This is a genomic window from Gymnodinialimonas sp. (assembly GCF_059726805.1).
Window position 1 is genome coordinate 488,372 of record NZ_AP041059.1, and the last position, 18,174, is coordinate 506,545.

Consider the following 18,174-nt stretch of genomic DNA (forward strand, 5'->3'; position numbering starts at 1 on the left):
TAAATGTACTGTCCTGATGGGCATTATTTATGGGAGTAGATCATGGCGTTTTCTCAAGAAGTCTTGGATGGAATTGAAGCTGTTGCCCAGGCCAACGGGATCGAGGCCGACGCCTTGAAGGCGGTGGTGGAGGTCGAAAGCGCGGGAAAGGCGTTCACGACCATCGACGGGAAACCAATGCCGCTGATCCTGTATGAATACCACATTTTCTACCGCTACCCCGGATTGACCGACAAGGAACGGACCGAGGCGGTGAACCGGAACCTTGCCGCAAAGAAGTGGGGGGCGATCCCCTATGCGGTCAGCCAGTCCGCCCGCTACAACCAGTTGAAACGCGCGGCGACGATCAATGAGCAGGCGGCGTATTCGGCCTGTTCCTGGGGCGTGGGGCAAGTGCTGGGCTCGAACGCCGAATGGTTGGGCTACGCGGACCCGAAGACCTTGGCCGAGAAGGCGATGTCGGGGCTGGCGGGGCAATTGGAGGTCATGCTCAAGTTCATTGAAAAGCGCGGCCTCGTGGATGAGCTGTCGTCCCACGATTGGCGCGGATTTGCACGGGCCTACAATGGGCCGGGGCAGGTGGACTATTACGCCAGCCGGATGGCGTCGGCGTACAAGCGCCACTCGGGCCAGGCGTCTGCCACGATCCCGGACAGCAACTTGCGGGCGGGAATGCGCGGGCAGGCCGTCGCGGACCTACAGCGGAAGTTGCGGGGGCTGGGGTATCATCTGGTTATCGACGGAGATTTTGGCCCCGCCACGCAGCGGATGGTGAAACAGTTCCAGTCCGAACATGGTCTGCCCGTCGACGGGATCGCGGGGCACAACACATTGACGCGGATCGATGTGCTGACCGGCGTGGATCAGCACGGAGCATAGCGCGCTTGGCGAAGCAGCCCCCTTTGGTCGCAAAGGGGGCTAGAGCGTCCTTCAGGCTTTGATGGCGAGGGACGGCGATAACACGTCCATCCCCAGGGCCACACCAACGGCATAGTTGGTCAGCTTGCCTTCGTGGGTGTTCAGCCCCTCCAGCAAATGCGGATCATCGGCGCAGGCCTGTCTCCAGCCCTTGTCGGCCAAGGCCAGCATGAAGGGCATCGTCGCATTGCCAAGCGCCAGGGTAGACGTGCGCGCCACGGCACCGGGCATGTTGGCGACGCAGTAGTGGACGACACCGTCGACCTCATAGATCGGGTCCTGGTGGGTGGTGGCCTTCGACGTCTCGAAGCACCCGCCCTGATCGATGGCGACATCGACGATGACGCTGCCCGGCTTCATGGTGGAAAGCTGCGCCTTGCTGACCAGCTTGGGCGCAGCGGCGCCGGGGATCAGGACCGCGCCGATGACCATATCGGCGGTGGTGATCAGTTGCGCGGTCGCATCCGCAGAGGCGTAGCGGGTCTTGAACGCGCCACGGTAGGCGTCATCGAGGTAGCGTAGGCGGGGAAGCGAGCGGTCGAGGATGGTCACATCCGCGCCCATGCCCGCGGCCACACGGGCGGCTTGCGTGCCGACGACACCGCCACCGATCACCAGCACTTCCGCCGGGCCAACACCCGGCACACCGCCCATCAACACGCCACGCCCGCCATTGGCCTTTTGCAGCGCCCAGGAGCCGACCTGAGGCGCGAGGCGCCCGGCAACCTCGGACATCGGCGCCAGCAGGGGCAGACCGCCGGAGCGGTCGGTGACGGTCTCATAAGCAATCGCCGTGACGCCGCTTTTCAGCAGGTCATCGGTTTGCGGGCGGTCGGGGGCGAGGTGCAGGTAGGTGAACAGGATTTGGCCCTCGCGCAGCATGGCACGCTCGACGGCCTGGGGCTCTTTCACCTTCACGATCATCTCGGCGTTTGCGAAGATCTCCTCTGCCGTCGCGGCGATCTGCGCACCGGCGGCGATGTAATCCTCATCCGTGAAACCCGCGCCCATGCCAGCGCCTGCCTGCATCGTGACGGCGTGGCCGTGAACCACGGCCTCGCGCGCGGCGGCAGGGGTGATCCCGACGCGGAATTCCTGTGGTTTGATCTCTGTGGGGCATCCGATATGCATGAGCTGTTCCTCCCGAAAAAAAGCCGTTTGAATGGGGAATACGCCTGCGCTGGCGGAATTGCTTTGATACTTTGCCCGGATGTGAGCGATAACACGCGAAGAAATCGTGTGGAGTGGCGTAATGGCGCGAGAAATCACCAAAGAGGTTGAGCTGGATGCAATGGATGTCGCGATCTTGCGGGCATTGCAGCGGCAAGGGCGGATGACCCACGCGGAGCTGTCGGAGCGGGTGAACCTCTCGCCCTCGGCCTGCCACAGGCGGGTGCAACGGCTGGAAGGCTCGGGCGTGATCCGCGACTACGTGGCGTTGCTGCACCCGCGCGCGGTGGGCCGGGTGACGACGGTCTTCGTAGAGATCAAGTTGCAAGGCCAGTCGGAGGAAACGTTTGAGGCGTTCGAAAAGGCCGTCGCGCGGGTGGAAGACGTGTTGGAGTGTCACCTGATGGCAGGCTCGGCAGATTACCTGCTGAAGGTTGTGGCGCGCGATTCTGAGGATTTCGCAAGGATCCACCGCCAGCATTTGGCGCGGCTGCCCGGCGTGGCGCAAATACAGTCCAGTTTCGCGCTGAAGACAGTGTTCAAGACGACGGCTTTGCCCGTTTAGGGAAAAAGCGTGGACCGGGCCTTGGCTCGCGACTTACATGACCGCGCGGACCACCAAAAACGCGCCCATGCCTGCGACGACCGCCCAGATCGGGCTTTTGCGCCAATAGCCAATGCTGACCGCGAAGATCGCGCCTGCCAGGTGCGGCGGGCTAAGCGCCCCACCCGTCGTTGTGGGCCAGACCACAAGGGGCGTGACCAAGGCCGGAAGGATCGCCACGGGCGTGTAGCGAAGGTGGCGCAAAAGCCATTCCGGCAGCTCTCGGTCCCCGATCAGGCCAAGGAAAGAGAAGCGGATGATGTAGGTCGCCACCCCAAGAGTGGCGATGATGAACCAGATCTCTGCGGTGCTCCAGATCTCGGCCACGGATGTCATCTTGCGCCCATCCGTCGTTCCGCTTCCGCGCCGACCATCATCGCGCCAATGCCAGCGGGAAGAAGGCCGAGGTTGTAGGGAAGACCGGCAAACAAGAGCGCCAGAATGATCGAGGCCAGCGCCGCGAGGATATGCGCAGGGGTGCGCAGGGCGGGGGCGACCATGGCGATGAAGGTGACGGGAACCGCGAACTCCAGGCCCCATTCGGTTGGGATCGCACTGCCAAGCAGCGCGCCGATATAGGTGGCGATCACCCAAATCGGAATGATCGGCAGGCAGGTGCCAAAGAAATACCCCAGCTTCTGGGCCAGGGTCATCTGCGGCTCGGCCTCATATTTGAGGACCGAGACGGCGTAGGTCTGGTCGACATTCATGTAGCCGATCAACGCCCGTTTCCAGAGCGGTGCGGGCCCCAGATGCGGCGCGAGGGAGGCGGAATACATCGCCATGCGCAGGTTCACCGCAATGGCCGACAGAAGCACGATGATCGTCGGCGCTTCTTCAAGCATCAGTTGCAGCGCCGCGAATTGCGAGGCGCCCGCGATGATCACCACCGAAAACCCCATGACTTGGGCGATGTTCAGCCCGGCCTCGGTTCCCACGACCCCGAAGAGCATGCCAAAGGGTCCTGCGACAAACAGGAACGGGCCGCAGTCCCGCGCGCCGCGCCAGAAGGCGCCTCTAGAGGTGGTCTCGGGTGTCATGGTGGGTCAGTATCGGTTGAGATGCGATATCGTTAGAGGCGGACGCGGGGGGATGCAATTGGCTGAACGAGATATCCCGGCGGTGATCCTGGCCGGCGGCCATGGGCGCCGGATCGGCGGCGACAAGGCGAAGGTCCTGCTGGCGGGCAAGCCGCTGTGGCGGCATGTCCTGGCGCGTCTGGAGCCGCAGGTGGGCCTTGTGTCGATGAACGCCGGGGAGAGCTTCGGCGCATTGCCCAGGGTCGCCGATGAGGTGCCGGGCCTGGGCCCCTTGGGGGGCGTGCTGGCGGCGATGGTCTGGGCAGAGGGCGCGGGTGCTGCGCGGGTGCTGACCGTGGCCGTGGACACGCCCTTCCTGCCCATGGATCTCGTGGCGCGATTGGCAGCGGTGGAGGGCCGGATCGTGGTGGCCGCAACGGCGGACGGTTTGCACGGGACGACCGCGCTCTGGGACGTGGGCCTTGCCACGGAATTGCGAGCGGCCTTGGCAGATGGCACCCGCAAAGTGACGGCATGGGCCGGGGCCATGGGCGTGCAAACGGCCCATTTTGAAGACGCAGGCGCGTTCTTCAACGTGAACACGCCAGAGGATTTGGCCGTGGCAGAGGCGCGCCTATGAGCGGCTTCGACACCATCGTGATGGTGGATTGGTCCGCGCGTTCTGCGCCGTCGCCCGCCAGGCCAACCAAGGATGCGATCTTCGTGGGCGTGTCCCGCAACGGGCGGGAAACGGTCAGCTATCAAAGGACGCGCCATGCGGCGATGCGGTATCTGACCGGGCTGTTGGATGGAGAACTGCGGGGCCGGCGGCGCGTGCTGGTGGGGTTCGACTTCCCGTTCGGATATCCCAAGGGCTTTGCCAAGGTTGTCACCGGCTCCGACGATCCGTTGGGTCTGTGGGAATGGATGGCAGTGGAGATCGAGGATGACGCGCGCAACCGCAACAACCGCTGGGAGGTCGCAACGCGGTTGAACGGTATGTTCCCCGGGGTCGGGCCGTTCTGGGGCTGTCCGGCGGGTAAGGCGTCGGAGTTGCTGCCGGCCAAAGGCTCCGTCCGGTATGGACATGGCATGGAGGAACGGCGGGAGGTGGAGCGGCTTTTGCCGCGGGCACAACCGTGCTGGAAGCTGTTCACGACAGGATCAGTCGGATCTCAGGTATTGATGGGGTTGCCCTATGTGCAGGGCCTGCGGCAGCGGTACGGGAAGGACGTGTCTGTCAGCCCGTTCGAGGCGTGCGACACCCCGATTGTATTGGCGGAAATCTACCCGGGCTTGATTGACGCGGCCGTGAAGATGCGGGTGCAGGACGGAGAGATTTTGGACGCGGTCCAAGTGCGCCTCGTGGCGAAAGCGTTTGCCTCGCTGGCGCCCGCGCATCTGGCGGCGATGTTGCAGGAGGGGGACCGGGAAGAGGGGTGGATCCTGGGGCTCGGCCATGAGGCCGCGTTGATCGCGGGGCTTGATTGATGACCGCAAAGGGCGCGGGGTTTGGCCTTTTCCTGGCGGCTTTTGGCACCTTGGTGCTGACGCCCGACGCGATGTTGATGCGGCTCTCGGGCATGGATGGCGTGCAGATGTTGGGCTGGCGGTCCACGTTGATGGGACTGGTGTTGATCGGCGCCTGGGCCATTAGCCGCGTGGGACACTGGCGCGCCGATCTGGCGTGGATCTTTTCGGGCGGCGGCCTTGCCATCGCGCTCTGCCAGGGGGTTAACGGAACGTTATTCACCTTCGGGATCGTGGGCGCGCCGGTGACAGTCGTGTTGTTGGGTGTCGCCACGGTGCCGATCTTCGCGGCGGTTTTCTCATGGTGGGTGATGGGGGAAGCCACCGGAAAGGCGACCTGGGTAACGATTGGGTGCGTGATGGTCGGGATCACCATTGCGGTCTTCAGGAAGGGCGAGGGCGGTCTGGACGTGAGCGCTTTGATCGGCGCGCTTTACGGGTTGGGGGTGGCGGTTTGCCTGGCGCTATCGTTCGTGCTGATCCGGTGGCTCGGCGATGTGCCGATCTTGCCGACCGTGGGCCTCGGCGCGCTTGGGGCGGGTTTGGTCGGGATCGTGCTGACAGGGCCTGATCAAATGGCGGCAGAGGCCGTTTTATGGCCGATCCTTCTGACCGGTGCCGTGGTGCTGCCCGTCAGTTTCTATTGCCTGTCGTTGGCGTCCCGGCACACGGCGGCGGCTAATGTGAGCCTTTTGCTGCTGTTGGAAACCGTATTGGGCCCACTTTGGGTCTGGCTGGCCATAGGCGAGGCCCCCACGCCGATGATGCTTGGCGGCGGGGCAATCGTCGTGGGGGCGCTGGCGGTTTACTTGGCGCGAGAGCGCATCATTGCAGATCGCTGAAGGCGGCTTTCATCCGGGCCACGGCGTCCTCGATCACCGCGCGGGGGGCGGCGATGTTGAAACGCAAGAAGCTGTCGCCGCCCTTGCCAAACGTCGGCCCATAGTTCGCGGCGATCTTGGCGGTGTTGGTCACACGCTCGGTGAACTCGTCCCTTGTCATCCCGGTGCCGTCAAAGTCGACCCAGGCCAGGTAGGTGGACTCGAGCGCCATGGAGCGCAGACCAGGAATGGCGTTGATGCCTTCGTCGAAGATGCGGGCGTTCTCGGCCAGATATTCGCGCAGCTCGTCAAGCCATTCGGCGCCAGCGGGGGTATAGGCGGCGGTGACCATGAAAAGCCCAAAGGAGTTCGGCGACATGCCAAGCGCGGCCATGCGTCCGGCAAACGTCGCGCGCAAGGCGTCATCGGCGATGATGACGTTGCCGATGTGAGAGCCTGCGATGTTGAAGGTCTTGGTTGCCGCCGTCATCATCACCAGCCGGTCTTCGATGCCGTCGATATGGGCCATGGGGATATGGGTTTGACCGGGCATCGTCAGGTCGTGGTGGATCTCGTCCGACACCAGGATCAGGTCATGCCTGCGCGCGAAGTCCGCGACGCCCTGCAATTCCTCTCGCGTCCAGACGCGACCGCCGGGATTGTGCGGCGAACACAGCACCAGCATCTTCTCATGCCCCTTCATCTGTGCGTCGAAGCTGTCGAAATCGAGGGTCAGGCGGCCATCGACGATGGGCATTTCCAGCTCGCAGAGGTCTCGGTTTGCGGCGTTAATCACCTTGGCGAAGGCATGGTACACGGGCGTGAACAGGACGACGCCGTCGCCCTCGCTCGTGAAAGCGTCCAGGCACATGGCGGTGCCGTTCACCAGGCCGTGGGTGGAGAAGATGTGGGACGGATCGACCGTCCAACCATGCCGCTCCTGCATCCACCAGCAGATCGCCGCGCGGTATTTGCTGTCGTCGCCAAAGTAGCCATAGACACCGTGGGCGTGCATTTCGGCCACCGCTTGCTGCACGCATTCCGGCGGGCGGAAGTCCATGTCCGCGACCCACATCGAGATGCCATCCTGGGGCGAGACGCCGTAAAGCGTCTCCATCATGTCCCATTTCACACAATGGGTGCCGCGGCGGTCGATGATCTCGTCGAAGGACATTGGGGTCTCCTGTTTCGGGTCGTCGCAGACCCTAGCGGATGACCGAGGGGCCGCAAGGGGGCTCAGCCGTCAGGCAGGGCAAAGAGATCATGGACGGAGCATTCCAGGTAGTCGGCCAGTTCCAATGCCAAACGGGTAGAGGGCGTGAAGACACCGTTTTCGATGGTGTTGATCGTTTTGCGCGACACGCCGATTGCCTCCGCCAGGGCCATTTGCGTAAGTCCGGCGGCGGTGCGATACGCCTTGAGGTTCACGATCAGCGCGTCGCTCATTCCGCGCGTCCCCGCGCCACGGAGCTGAGGAAATGGATCGCCGGTGCCAGGCCAAGCACCGGGCCCATCCAGAAGAAGGCAACCGCCGGATCGAGGTCGGCCAGGTAGACGGCCGCAAAAAGCGCGACGAAGACGGCAAGGGCGGCCCAGTACCCGAACGCCAGGCTGTCGCGATGGGCAATCTGGTTCATCTCGTCCCAGGCCTGGTCCGAGGCATCGGGGTAGCGCCGGTTCACAAGGTAGGAGGCCAAAGCAAAACCCAACGCTGTGATCACGATGGCCGAAACCCAGGGCGCAGCGGCGGCGTCCGTCAGGCTCAAGACAGCAATCGCGAGGAATGTCACGCCAATTATGGCAACGCTGCCCCAGGTGCGGACGCGGCTTACGGGGTTGGAAGTCATGATGCGGTCCTTTCGTTTGCGGTATGTAACCTTAGGGTGACTTGCCCTTGTCAGATAGGCGGCACAAAATGTAACGTCAAGGTTACTTTTGCGGATTTGTTGCGGAGGCCCGCAAGATCACCTATCTGGTTTGCCATGAAACTCCCGATCCTCCTCCATCCCGACCCGCTGTTGAAAAAGGTGGCCGCCCCCGTGGCGGATGTAACTGACGAGTTGCGGACCCTGGCCGACAAGATGCTCTCGACCATGTATGAGGCGCCGGGCATTGGCCTTGCGGCGCCGCAGGTCGGGGTCTTGTCGCGGTTGATCGTGCTTGATTGCATAAAAGGCGACGAAGACACGCCGCGCCCGCTGGCGATGCTCAATCCGGAGGTGATCGCGTCCTCGGATGAGCTGAACACCTATGATGAGGGGTGTCTGTCGATCCCCGATATCTTCGCCGACGTCACCCGGCCCGAGGTCGTGACCGTCCGCTGGATGGACCTGAACGGTGCCGAGCAGGAAGAGACCTTCGACGGCCTCTGGGCGACCTGCGTGCAGCACGAGATCGACCACCTGGAGGGGAAGCTGTTCATCGATTACCTCAGCGGGCTGAAACGGCAGTTGATTACCCGCAAGATGGTGAAACTGAAGCGCGACCTCGCGCGTGAGCGCGCCGGGGGCAATGCGTGAGCGTTCGGGACGTCCTGCTGTGGCCGGACCCTCGGTTGTCGGAGGTCTGCGCGCCGGTTGAGGCACCGGATGCGCAGTTGATCGATGACCTATTCGACACGATGTACGCGGCCAACGGGCGTGGCCTCGCCGCGCCCCAGATCGGTGTGTTGCGCCGGATCTTCGTGGTGGATGTCAGCTGGAAAGAAGGCCCGCGCGACCCGCGCGTGTTCGTGAACCCGGCGCTTCAGAGCCGCTGCGAGGACATGCGCAGCATGGAGGAGGGGTGCCTTTCCATCCCCGATCTGCCGATGACCGTCACCCGCCCGGAGGGCGTCACGCTGTCTTGGGACGGTCCTAACGGGCTGCTTGAGGAAGCATTCACCGGCATCCTCGCGCGCTGCATCCAGCACGAGCTGGACCACCTGGATGGCCGGGTGATCTTCGATCACCAATCCCCTGACGACCGTGCCGAATTGGAGGCCGCCTATGCCCGTTAGGCCGTTCCTTTCCTATCCCGACAAGCGCCTGCGCACGCCAGCCGAGCCGGTTGGCAAAATTACCGAGGAACATCACGCGATCTGGCAGGACATGATCGACACGATGGAAGCGATGTCCGTTCTGGCACCCGGCGTCGGCCTCGCCGCGCCGCAGATCGGCGTGATGCTGCGCCTTGCCGTGGTGGATGCCAGCACCACGCGCGGCCAGGCGATCCGCATGGCGGACCCGGAACTTGTCAGCGCCTCGGAGGAGCTGAATACGCACCCCGAGGGGTCCCCCAACCTTCCCCATGTCCGCGCCAAGATCACGCGCCCCGCGCGGGTCGTCGTGGCGTTCACGGACCACCTCGGTATGCGTGTGCGGCAAGAGTTCGTGGACCTCTGGGCCACCTCCGTCCAGCACCAGATCGATCATCTGAACGGCAAGATGCACATTGACCATCTGAGCCGCGTGAAACGAGAGATGTTGGTGAAGAAATCGAAAAGGGGCGGGTGATGCGGATCGTCTTCATGGGAACGCCCGATTTCTCTGTCCCGGTGCTCGACGCGTTGGTGGAGGCTGGCCACGACATCGCGGCGGTCTATTCGCAGCCCCCCCGCCCCGCTGGGCGCGGCAAGAAGGACCGCCCCAGCCCCGTGCAGGCCCGGTCCGAGGCGCTTGGTCTCCCCATCCGCCATCCCGTGTCCCTCAAGGGCGCGGATGAGCAAGCAGACTTCGCCGCCCTCAATGCCGATATCGCCGTTGTCGTGGCGTACGGTCTGATCCTGCCGCAAGCGGTGCTGGATGCGCCCAAACGCGGCTGTCTCAACATCCACGCCTCGCTTCTGCCGCGGTGGCGCGGCGCGGCGCCCATTCACCGCGCGATTATGGCAGGGGATGGGATGACGGGCGTCTGCATCATGCAGATGGAAGCGGGCCTCGACACCGGCCCGGTCCTGCTGCGCCGGGAAACCGCCATTGGCCCGGAAGAGACGACCGGCGTTTTGCACGACAAGCTCGCGGCCCTTGGGGCCGAGGCGATTGTCGATGCACTGGCGCAAATCGACGATCTGACACCCGAGGCACAGCCCGAGGACGGTGTCACCTATGCCACAAAGATCGATAAATCCGAGGCAAAGGTGGATTGGACCGCCCCCGCCCCCCATATCAACAGTCAGATCTTGGGCCTCTCGCCCTTTCCCGGCGCCTGGACCACGGTGGGCGGCAAGCGGTTGAAGCTGCTGCAAAGTCGTCTGGCGGAGAGGCAAGGCGCGCCGGGTGAGGTGCTAAAGGGGCTGACGGTCGCCTGTGGCGACGGAGCCATAGAGATCACGCGCGTCCAGCCCGAGGGCAAGGGCGCGATGGACACGAAGGACTGGCTTTTGGGCGCGCGCCTCGCGCCCGGCGCCGTATTGGGGTAGACCGGGCGCCAGCCCGGATTGTTGGAGAACGCGCATGATCCTGTTTTCATTCTTCGGGTCCCTGATGATCGCGGGCGTCGTAGGGTTCCTGTTCGAGAAATTCGGGTGGACCCACAACGGCATTTTGCCCTCGATCTTCATCGCGTGGGGCGCAGTACTCGTGCTATTCTTCATCCGCTCGCTCTTTGGTCTGACCCTCGGGTCGCCGGGGCTCGATGCCATCGTCGGCTCCGCCGCCGCGCTGATCCTGATCCCCACGGAGTACGCCTCCAAGCGGCGCGGGCGTGACACGCAGGACCGGCCCTGGCGGCGGCGCTAAGCATATTCTGCGCTGCGGCATCTTGCGTCTAGCTGCGCAATAAATTACCCCTCACGCAAAGCGCTACGCAATTTCCTTTCGTGAGGTCCCCATGAGCTTCCGCATCCAGCCCACCCCCATCGCCCGCCCCAACCGTTGTCAGCTGTTTGGCCCCGGCTCGAACCCGAAACTGTTTGAGAAGATGGCAGCCTCGGCAGCGGATGTGATCAATCTGGACCTCGAAGACAGCGTCGCGCCCGATGACAAGGCTGCCGCCCGCGCCAATATCATCAATGCAATCAAGGATGTGGATTGGGGCACCAAGACCCTTTCGGTGCGGATCAACGGCCTCGACACCCCCTATTGGTACCGCGATGTGGTGGATCTGCTGGAGGCGGATACGCCGCGCCTGGATATCATCATGATCCCCAAGGTCGGCTGCGCGGCGGACATCTACGCGGTCGATGCGCTGGTAACAGCGATCGAGGCGGCCACGGGTCGGAGCAAGCCGATTGGCTTTGAGGTCATCATCGAAAGTGCGGCCGGTATCGCCCATGTAGAAGAGATCGCCGCCGCCTCGCCCCGGATGCAGGCGATGAGCCTGGGGGCCGCGGATTTCGCTGCTTCCATGGGGATGCAGACGACGGGCATCGGCGGCACGCAAGAGAACTACTACATGTTGCACGAGGGGCAGAAGCATTGGTCCGACCCGTGGCATTGGGCACAGACGGCGATTGTTGCGGCCTGTCGCACCCACGGCGTGCTGCCTGTTGATGGCCCGTTCGGCGATTTCTCGGACGATGAGGGCTACCGCGCCCAGGCACGCCGTTCCGCGACCTTGGGAATGGTCGGCAAATGGGCGATTCACCCCAAGCAAATTGCCGTTGCTAACGAAGTCTTCACACCTTCCGAGGATGCTGTGGCCGAGGCGGAAGAGATTTTGGCCGCCATGGAGAAGGCCAAAGCCGACGGGGCCGGAGCGACTGTCTATAAGGGTCGTCTGGTGGACATCGCTTCGATCAAGCAGGCCGAAGTCATCGTCAAACAAGCTAAAATGATCGCGGGTTAATCTGACCCGTTAAGACCTTCGAAAGTGTACCTGTATACATTTCCCCCGAGCATAGTTTGTAAGGGTGGAGAGTATGAGTATTGCAATTGTTGTCGACGTGATCGTCGCTATCGCCGTTTCCGCCCTTCTGGGGGAGGCTTACGGCAGCGTCCGCAGGCGCTTCTCGGGTAAAGCCATGGCGCCCTTTGCCTTGGGCGTCCTGTTTGGCCTCATCGCCCTCGTGCAGATGTACCGCCCGATTGAACCCTTTGACGGCTTGTTGATTGACCTGCGCAATATCCCCATTGCCCTTGCGGGTGCATTCCTGGGATGGCGCGGGCTTCTGCCCTGTCTTGTGATGGCAGCGGGTGCTCGGTTGGCCCTGGGTGGCACCGGTGTCGAAGCGGGTATCCTGGGAATGGTCCTGGCAGGCACTGCTGGCCTGCTGTGGGAACGCCATGTGGTGCGCCTTGGCGAGCGCAGCTTCACGATGCTGCTTTTGTTGGGCCTTGCGATGTCGGTGCATTTGCTGGCGGGCTTTATTCTGCCCCCAGAGATGTCCGCTTGGTTCTTCTCCACCGCCGCGCTGCCCCTGTTCTTGCTGAACCTCTTGGCCGTCCCACTGGTCGGTTCGGTGCTGGAGCGAGAGAACCGCCGCATCCAAAAGGAACACCGAATGGCTGCGGCGATGACGCGGGACCCGGAATCGGGTCTGCTGACGGGCGCCGCCTTCGTGCGGGACGTCACGAACGCCTATGCGGCACAGCCCTACGGAACCTTCTCGGGGTTTCTAAGGATTTCGATGAACGCCAGCGTTTGGCAATCACTGGAGCGTGTCTTCGGGTTTGGGGGCAGAACGGTGCTCAACGGCCCTTTCCTGGCCCAACATGTGGAGCATTCTGACTTCGCTGGCATGGCAACCGACGGCTCGATTCTTGTGCCCCTAACCACCTTTGAGGTTGATACGATTAGCCGGGTCAAATCCCATCTTCGCCTGGGCCTTCAAGCAAGGTGCCGCGACGAGGGCACCAGTGCCACGATGCAGTTCAGTGTGCTGGAAACGCCCGAACCCAAGGATTTCCTGCGTATCGCGGAAACAGCCGCCGCAATGCCCAGTTCCGATTGGGCGCACCAGCAGAATGGCCCCCAAGGCGTGTTGAGCAACAAGTCAGACATCCGACATACGCGTCGGTCGCAGATCTTTGACCCGGAACAGCATGATGTCCTGTTCGCCAAGGCCGATTTCCTTATCGAACGGGGCAAGACCTAGGGCCATTTGATCTGCTGCGTTGCAACTTACGCGCCGCGCCGTCATATACCATGCGTCCGTCCACGATGGAGAATGACGCGCAATGAACTACCTCGACTTCGAAAAGCCCCTCGCCGAAATTGAAGGCAAAGCCGAAGAGCTGCGCGCCATGGCGCGTCGGGAAGAGGGGATGGATGTCGAAGACCAGGCAACCGCGCTCGACAAGAAAGCGGCGGATCTGTTGCGCGATCTGTATTCAGACCTGACCCCCTGGCGCAAATGCCAGGTCGCCCGCCACGCTGAGCGTCCCCATTGCAAGGACTATATCGAGGCGTTGTTCACCGAATACACGCCCTTGGCAGGGGACCGTAACTTCGCAGACGACCACGCCGTCATGGGCGGCCTGGCCCGGTTCAATGACACCCCCGTGGTCGTGATCGGCCACGAGAAGGGCTTTGACACCAAGACCCGGATCGAACGCAATTTCGGCATGGCCCGTCCCGAAGGCTACCGCAAAGCCGTGCGGCTGATGGACCTGGCCGACCGCTTCAACCTGCCGGTGATCACGCTGGTCGACACGCCGGGCGCCTACCCCGGCAAGGGCGCGGAAGAACGCGGCCAGTCCGAGGCGATTGCCCGCTCCACCGAGAAATGCCTGCAGATCGGCGTGCCGCTGATCTCGGTCATCATCGGCGAGGGCGGCTCGGGCGGCGCGGTGGCCTTTGCCACGGCAGACAGGCTCGCGATGCTGGAACACTCAGTCTATTCGGTCATCAGCCCCGAGGGCTGCGCCTCGATCCTGTGGAAAGACGCCGAGAAGATGCGTGAAGCCGCCGAAGCCCTGCGCCTGACAGCGCAGGATCTGCACAAACTGGGGGTCTGCGACTTGGTCATTAACGAGCCCCTCGGCGGTGCACAGCGCGACAAAAAGGCGGCGATTGACAGTGTTGGCAAGGCGATCGCCTCGATGCTGGCAGGCTTTGGCGACGCCGACCGCGCGACGCTGATTGCCGGGCGCCGCAAGAAGTTCCTCGATCTCGGCGCCAAAGGCCTCGCCGCGTGATCAGCCGACGGCAGGCCACCCTTGGCCTGTGCGTGACACCTTTTCTTGCGAACTTTGCGAAAGCGTCCCCCATGCGTCCGATCTCTGATTTCAGCTGGCGCTACGCTGCCGACACGGTCATGGGCGGTGTCAGCGAAGGACGCGGTTGGGTTGAGGATGGGATCCTCCGCCTGCAAGGCACGGTGACCACCGCCAACAACGGCGGCTTTATCCAGGTGCGCACGGACCTGCCGACTGGCCTCACAGCGGACGCCGTCCGCCTGCGGGTGCGCGGCAATGGGGCGGGCTACTTCGTGTTCCTTCGCAGCATTCACAGCACCCGTCCCTGGCTATCGTATCGCGCAGGTTTTGACGCAAACGCGGATTGGGCCGATGTCACCCTGCCGCTGAGCGCGTTCAACCCGTCGCGTGATCCCTTGCCGGCACAGCTACGGGCAGAAGACGTGCGCTCCATCGGCATTGTCGCCTACGGGCGCGACTTTGCGGCGGATGTCTCCGTCTCGCATATCGCCGTCTAGCGGCGCACAAACACCACGCCCGCAAACATCATCACCAGGCTTGCCACGATGGCGCAGCCGGTCAGCACCATCACGCTGATCGCGTCCGAGCATTGCGCCGGTCCCGGGCAACCCCGGGCCCCGAAATCGCCCCAGGCGGCGGAGAAAACGAAAGCTGCGAGGAGGCCTAGCAATAGGCCGAGGAGGAACAGGAGGTAGCCAAGCGCCCTCACCACATCCGCTCCGGCGCCTTCACGGGATACTCGGCGTCATAGGTCTTGCCGTCAAACGTCGGGTCCGCGTCGGTGATGAAATCACCGGCTTTCGGCAAGCCCTCGGCATCGTCCCGGCCCCAAATGCCCGAGCGCATGATCGCCTTGGCGCATTGAAAGTAAACCTCGCCGGTGGTCACAACGATCACCGATTTCGGATGTTTGCCGCGCTGTTCAAACGTTTCCGTCACGCTCGGCTCATCGGTCAGCACAGCCGTCCCGTTGATCCGCACCACATTGCCCGAGCCGGGCACCATGAACATCAGCGAAACGCGCCCGTCGCGGACGATATTGCGCAGACTGTCGATGCGGTTGTTGCCGCGCCAGTCCGGCATCATCAGCGTGCGATCATCGACGATCCGCACCACCGGGCCGTCATCGCCGCGCGGGCTCGCATCGGTCCCCTCGGGGCCAACGGTGCTGAGCACCACAAAGCGCGCCGCGCCGATCCATTGCCGGTAAAGCGGCGTAAGATGGGGCATCACCTTTTGCAAAGACGTCGGAACCGCAGCACCGTAAAGCGCCTCCAGCGTGGCAGTGTCGGTGATGGTTTTCATGGCGCGTCCCTCACAAATCCGGCCTCATCCAACAAGGCGTTGCTCGCACTCTCAATCTCGTGCTCCAGCCGCTCCATGAAGGGTTTTGGCTCCATCCCCGGCTCGATCCGAGGCAGAAATTCGACCACGGCAGTGCCGCGCTTCCGGGTGATGCCCTTCTTCGGCCAGAACACCCCGATGTTGGTGGCAACGGGCACGCAGGGCTGGTCCATTTGCGCATAAAGCGCGCCCGTGCCCGCCTTGTAGGGGGCCGAAACCCCGGGCGCGATGCGGGTGCCCTGGGGGTAGATGATCAACTGACCGCCCTGTTGCCGGCCCGACCGGACATCCTCCAGCATCTTCTTGATCGCAGCGCCGCGTTTGCCCCGGTTCACCGGCACGCAGCCGATGCGCAGCCCATATTGGCCAATGACAGGGGCGAACATCAACTCGCGCTTCATGATGAATTTGCCGCGCGGGACGGCGTGGTAGATGGCCATCACGTCCAGAAAGCTTTGGTGTTTGGCGGCGATCATGACCTCGTCGGTGGGCGGCGTGCCGCGCACTTCGATCTTCAGGCCGACCATCCAGTCAAGCGTCCAGAACACCCATCGGCTATACGTATGGCATGCCAGATGCGCCCCGCGAGAGCTGAAGATCGCATAGGGGAAGAAGAAAAGCCCGAGGACCGGCATTGCCAGATACATCTGCACGATGTGAACGAACGAACGGAGAGTTTGCATTATTGGAGGCCTCGCAAAGTGCGGAACGCGGCGAAGCGCGTGGCAAAGAAGGCCGTCGCAGCAGCCAGCAGTGGGATCAGAAGCGGCCAAAACCAGCCCGTGCCTGAAAAACTGAGGCCCGTCAAAATGGCCGCCGTGTCCTGGGCGGAGGGCAAGATCATCACGGCCAGCACCCCCACAGCGGTGCCCACGGCGGCCCCGGTCAACGCGCGCACGGTGAAGCGCCGCACGAAGGCATGGGCGATGTAGCTGTCGCGCGCGCCCACCAGGCGGAGCACGCGGATCACCTGTTCATTCGCGGAAAGGGCGGCTTGGGCGGCGAGGGTGACCATGGCGGCCGTGGCGCCCAGGATCAGCACCAGGGCCAGGCCGCCTAGAAGGCGCAGGCGGCTGGCGGCATCGGCCAGGGGGCGGCGCCAACGGTCGTGGTCATCTAGCACAGCACCCGGCGCCTCGGCCACAAGCCGTTGGCGCAGGCCGTCGGCGTCATACCCTTCTTCCGTCTCGGTAATCTCGATCAGGCGGGGAATGGGCAGGTCGTCCAGGGGCAGGTCGGGGCCAAACCACGGCGCCAGCAGCGCCTGTTGATCCTCATCGGTCAGGGCGCGTGCGCTTTCGATGCCGGGCGTCTGCTCCAGCACTGTCAACACCGCCCAGGTCTGGGCCTCCAACTCCGCCGGTGGGGCCGAGATGCGGATGGTGGAGGATTGCGCGAGCGCGTCGGACCAGCGGTCCGCGAGCCTGCCTGAGGCCATCGAAAGCGCCATCGCGAAGACCGCGAGGAAAGCCATCGCCGCCGAGGTCGCGAGCGTCAGCCGCGCCGATTGCCCGCTGCGCGGCACCACGCTGTCGGCCTGCGCATCGCCACGCACCACGGCGAAAAGGTCCGCGCCCAGGCTCATAAATCGGCCCCCGCGCTGATGATCTGCCCGCCCTGAATGCGCAAGACCCGGGCCTGCACGCGCTGCTTCGCGGCACGGATCAACGCCAGATCGTGCGTCGCGATGACGACGGTCTTGCCCAGTTTGTTCAGCTCGATCAGCAGGTTGAGAAGCCGCAGGGACATGTCCCAATCGACGTTGCCCGTGGGTTCATCGGCAAGGATCAGGTCCGGGTCCATGATGATGGCCCGGGCCAGCGCCGCGCGTTGACGTTCCCCGCCCGACAGCTCTGGCGGCATGGCGCCCGCGCGGGCCGAAAGGCCGACCCAGCCGATCAACTCGGTCAGGTTGCTTTCCTGCACCATGCTGCCCTTGCCGGTGACGGTCAGGGGCAGGGCGAGGTTTTCGACCAGCGGCAGGTGATCGAGGAATTTGCAATCCTGATGCACCACGCCGATGCGCTGGCGCAGATCCGCGATGCCGTCACGCGCGAGGCCAGTGGCGGTATGGCCGAACAGGCTGATGTGCCCGCCGGTGGGCAGCAACTCGGCGTAGCACAGCTTCAGGAAGGTGGTTTTCCCGGCGCCGGAGGGCCCGGTGAGGAAGTGGAAAGAGCCCGGTGGCAGATGCAGCGAAAGGCCCGACAGCAGCGGCTCGGCCCCATAGCCATAGGCGGCGTCCTGCATCTCGATCATTGGAACTGTGCCCTCACCCTTACGCTGCCCCTATCTCGCACCTCTGGCGCGGCTCTGCAATCGCGGGTGCGCGCCTTGGCATGGGACTGAGTCGTTGTTGCAACTGCAACGGCTTCGCGGATTTACAGGGATTGGAAAGGCTTCAAGGGGTTGTTAATCTTTCCCGAAAGCATGCAACGGGGTGGTGCGCCCCGTGCCTCAAGGCCCGGTTCCACAGGCCCAAGATCAGAGACCAAACCCGATGCGGCTGACCTGTCCCAATTGCAGCGCAAAATACGAAGTCGATGAAGCGATGGTGCCCCCCGGTGGGCGCGATGTGCAGTGTTCGAACTGTTCGCAGACGTGGTTTCAGCCCGGCCCCCGGCGGGTAGAGCCGCCCGCCCCTGAGCCAACCCCCGCCCCGCCCCCGACCGCGGCGCCAGCACCAGAGA

General features: G+C 63.7%; 25 protein-coding genes and 1 pseudogene. 15 read left to right on the forward strand and 11 right to left on the reverse strand.

Features of this window, described 5'->3' with window-relative positions:
• The first annotated feature begins 42 nt into the window (after positions 1-42).
• Entirely contained in the window at positions 43-879 is an 837-nt protein-coding gene (locus AC6I9R_RS02435) for an N-acetylmuramidase domain-containing protein (RefSeq protein WP_461426687.1), read from the forward strand.
• Between the two features lie 51 nt (positions 880-930).
• Here the strand turns inward: AC6I9R_RS02435 and ald are convergent, their stop codons facing one another.
• On the reverse strand, positions 931-2,049 hold the full coding sequence (gene ald, locus AC6I9R_RS02440; protein WP_461426686.1) for an alanine dehydrogenase: 1,119 nt from the start codon (positions 2,047-2,049) through the stop codon (positions 931-933).
• Between the two features lie 121 nt (positions 2,050-2,170).
• Between ald and AC6I9R_RS02445 the strand changes: the two genes are divergently transcribed.
• On the forward strand, positions 2,171-2,653 hold the full coding sequence (locus AC6I9R_RS02445; RefSeq protein WP_461426685.1) for an Lrp/AsnC family transcriptional regulator: 483 nt from the start codon (positions 2,171-2,173) through the stop codon (positions 2,651-2,653).
• A gap of 33 nt (positions 2,654-2,686) precedes the next feature.
• On the opposite strand, the gene AC6I9R_RS02450 is transcribed toward AC6I9R_RS02445, so the two are convergent.
• Together AC6I9R_RS02450 and AC6I9R_RS02455 are read right to left on the reverse strand one after the other, a co-directional pair.
• Positions 2,687-3,028 carry an AzlD domain-containing protein gene (locus tag AC6I9R_RS02450; RefSeq protein WP_461426684.1) on the reverse strand — a complete coding sequence of 114 codons (342 nt, stop codon included), beginning with the start codon at positions 3,026-3,028 and terminating at the stop codon, positions 2,687-2,689.
• A complete protein-coding gene (locus AC6I9R_RS02455; protein ID WP_461426683.1) occupies positions 3,025-3,732 on the reverse strand; it encodes an AzlC family ABC transporter permease in 708 nt (235 codons plus the stop codon). The genes AC6I9R_RS02450 and AC6I9R_RS02455 overlap by 4 nt, the downstream gene beginning before the upstream one ends.
• A gap of 58 nt (positions 3,733-3,790) precedes the next feature.
• Between AC6I9R_RS02455 and mobA the strand changes: the two genes are divergently transcribed.
• From mobA to AC6I9R_RS02470, 3 genes are read left to right on the forward strand one after another with little or no spacing between them, the layout of a single operon-like run.
• Positions 3,791-4,351, forward strand: coding sequence for a molybdenum cofactor guanylyltransferase MobA (mobA, locus tag AC6I9R_RS02460; RefSeq protein WP_461426682.1), 561 nt, complete (start codon positions 3,791-3,793; stop codon positions 4,349-4,351).
• The gene (locus AC6I9R_RS02465; protein WP_461426681.1) at positions 4,348-5,202 is read left to right on the forward strand and encodes a molybdopterin guanine dinucleotide synthesis; all 855 of its coding nucleotides are present in this window, start codon (positions 4,348-4,350) and stop codon (positions 5,200-5,202) included. The genes mobA and AC6I9R_RS02465 overlap by 4 nt, the downstream gene beginning before the upstream one ends.
• Positions 5,202-6,083 (forward strand): DMT family transporter, encoded by an 882-nt coding sequence (locus AC6I9R_RS02470; protein ID WP_461426680.1) that lies wholly within the window; start codon positions 5,202-5,204, stop codon positions 6,081-6,083. Before AC6I9R_RS02465 ends, AC6I9R_RS02470 begins: the two co-directional genes overlap by 1 nt.
• On the opposite strand, the gene AC6I9R_RS02475 is transcribed toward AC6I9R_RS02470, so the two are convergent.
• The 3 genes from AC6I9R_RS02475 to AC6I9R_RS02485 form a co-directional block, all read right to left on the reverse strand.
• Positions 6,067-7,236, reverse strand: a complete 1,170-nt coding sequence (locus tag AC6I9R_RS02475) for a MalY/PatB family protein (protein WP_461426679.1) — start codon at positions 7,234-7,236, stop codon at positions 6,067-6,069. The two genes, AC6I9R_RS02470 and AC6I9R_RS02475, sit on opposite strands and share 17 nt — an antisense overlap.
• 62 nt (positions 7,237-7,298) lie before the next feature.
• Positions 7,299-7,508: a helix-turn-helix transcriptional regulator gene (locus AC6I9R_RS02480; RefSeq protein ID WP_461426678.1), complete on the reverse strand. Its 210-nt coding sequence runs from the start codon at positions 7,506-7,508 to the stop codon at positions 7,299-7,301.
• Complete coding sequence (locus AC6I9R_RS02485) at positions 7,505-7,909, reverse strand: hypothetical protein (RefSeq protein WP_461426677.1); 405 nt, start codon at positions 7,907-7,909, stop codon at positions 7,505-7,507. The genes AC6I9R_RS02480 and AC6I9R_RS02485 overlap by 4 nt, the downstream gene beginning before the upstream one ends.
• Positions 7,910-8,044: 135 nt before the next feature.
• Between AC6I9R_RS02485 and def (AC6I9R_RS02490) the strand changes: the two genes are divergently transcribed.
• The 9 genes from def (AC6I9R_RS02490) (at position 8,045) to AC6I9R_RS02530 (ending at position 14,637) form a co-directional block, all read left to right on the forward strand.
• A complete protein-coding gene (def, locus tag AC6I9R_RS02490; protein WP_461426676.1) occupies positions 8,045-8,581 on the forward strand; it encodes a peptide deformylase in 537 nt (178 codons plus the stop codon).
• The gene (gene def / locus AC6I9R_RS02495) at positions 8,578-9,060 is read left to right on the forward strand and encodes a peptide deformylase (protein WP_461426675.1); all 483 of its coding nucleotides are present in this window, start codon (positions 8,578-8,580) and stop codon (positions 9,058-9,060) included. Before def (AC6I9R_RS02490) ends, def (AC6I9R_RS02495) begins: the two co-directional genes overlap by 4 nt.
• Positions 9,050-9,556 carry a peptide deformylase gene (def, locus tag AC6I9R_RS02500; protein ID WP_461426674.1) on the forward strand — a complete coding sequence of 169 codons (507 nt, stop codon included), beginning with the start codon at positions 9,050-9,052 and terminating at the stop codon, positions 9,554-9,556. The genes def (AC6I9R_RS02495) and def (AC6I9R_RS02500) overlap by 11 nt, the downstream gene beginning before the upstream one ends.
• Positions 9,556-10,461: a methionyl-tRNA formyltransferase gene (gene fmt / locus AC6I9R_RS02505; protein ID WP_461426673.1), complete on the forward strand. Its 906-nt coding sequence runs from the start codon at positions 9,556-9,558 to the stop codon at positions 10,459-10,461. Before def (AC6I9R_RS02500) ends, fmt begins: the two co-directional genes overlap by 1 nt.
• Before the next feature lie 34 nt (positions 10,462-10,495).
• Entirely contained in the window at positions 10,496-10,780 is a 285-nt protein-coding gene (locus AC6I9R_RS02510) for a hypothetical protein (protein WP_461426672.1), read from the forward strand.
• A gap of 91 nt (positions 10,781-10,871) precedes the next feature.
• Positions 10,872-11,828 carry an L-malyl-CoA/beta-methylmalyl-CoA lyase gene (locus AC6I9R_RS02515; protein ID WP_461426671.1) on the forward strand — a complete coding sequence of 319 codons (957 nt, stop codon included), beginning with the start codon at positions 10,872-10,874 and terminating at the stop codon, positions 11,826-11,828.
• A gap of 73 nt (positions 11,829-11,901) precedes the next feature.
• On the forward strand, positions 11,902-13,077 hold the full coding sequence (locus AC6I9R_RS02520; protein ID WP_461426670.1) for a LytS/YhcK type 5TM receptor domain-containing protein: 1,176 nt from the start codon (positions 11,902-11,904) through the stop codon (positions 13,075-13,077).
• Positions 13,078-13,159: 82 nt separating this feature from the next.
• Entirely contained in the window at positions 13,160-14,119 is a 960-nt protein-coding gene (locus AC6I9R_RS02525) for an acetyl-CoA carboxylase carboxyltransferase subunit alpha (protein WP_461426669.1), read from the forward strand.
• 71 nt (positions 14,120-14,190) lie between these two features.
• Positions 14,191-14,637, forward strand: a complete 447-nt coding sequence (locus AC6I9R_RS02530; protein WP_461426668.1) for a CIA30 family protein — start codon at positions 14,191-14,193, stop codon at positions 14,635-14,637.
• On the opposite strand, the gene AC6I9R_RS02535 is transcribed toward AC6I9R_RS02530, so the two are convergent.
• Genes AC6I9R_RS02535 through AC6I9R_RS02555 form a run of 5 tightly spaced genes read right to left on the reverse strand, consistent with a single transcriptional unit; the run spans position 14,634 to position 17,743 of the window.
• Entirely contained in the window at positions 14,634-14,849 is a 216-nt protein-coding gene (locus AC6I9R_RS02535) for a hypothetical protein (protein ID WP_461426667.1), read from the reverse strand. The two genes, AC6I9R_RS02530 and AC6I9R_RS02535, sit on opposite strands and share 4 nt — an antisense overlap.
• Positions 14,846-15,445 (reverse strand): pyridoxamine 5'-phosphate oxidase family protein, encoded by a 600-nt coding sequence (locus AC6I9R_RS02540; protein WP_461426666.1) that lies wholly within the window; start codon positions 15,443-15,445, stop codon positions 14,846-14,848. The genes AC6I9R_RS02535 and AC6I9R_RS02540 overlap by 4 nt, the downstream gene beginning before the upstream one ends.
• On the reverse strand, positions 15,442-16,167 hold the full coding sequence (locus AC6I9R_RS02545) for a lysophospholipid acyltransferase family protein (RefSeq protein WP_461426665.1): 726 nt from the start codon (positions 16,165-16,167) through the stop codon (positions 15,442-15,444). Before AC6I9R_RS02545 ends, AC6I9R_RS02540 begins: the two co-directional genes overlap by 4 nt.
• Positions 16,167-17,069, reverse strand: coding sequence for a cell division protein FtsX (locus AC6I9R_RS02550; protein WP_461426664.1), 903 nt, complete (start codon positions 17,067-17,069; stop codon positions 16,167-16,169). The genes AC6I9R_RS02545 and AC6I9R_RS02550 overlap by 1 nt, the downstream gene beginning before the upstream one ends.
• Entirely contained in the window at positions 17,066-17,743 is a 678-nt protein-coding gene (locus AC6I9R_RS02555) for a cell division ATP-binding protein FtsE (protein WP_461426663.1), read from the reverse strand. Before AC6I9R_RS02555 ends, AC6I9R_RS02550 begins: the two co-directional genes overlap by 4 nt.
• Before the next feature lie 241 nt (positions 17,744-17,984).
• Here AC6I9R_RS02555 and AC6I9R_RS02560 point away from each other — a divergent pair.
• Positions 17,985-18,080, forward strand: a pseudogene (locus tag AC6I9R_RS02560) (zinc-ribbon domain-containing protein); the annotation flags it as partial.
• Positions 18,081-18,174 lie beyond the last annotated feature (94 nt).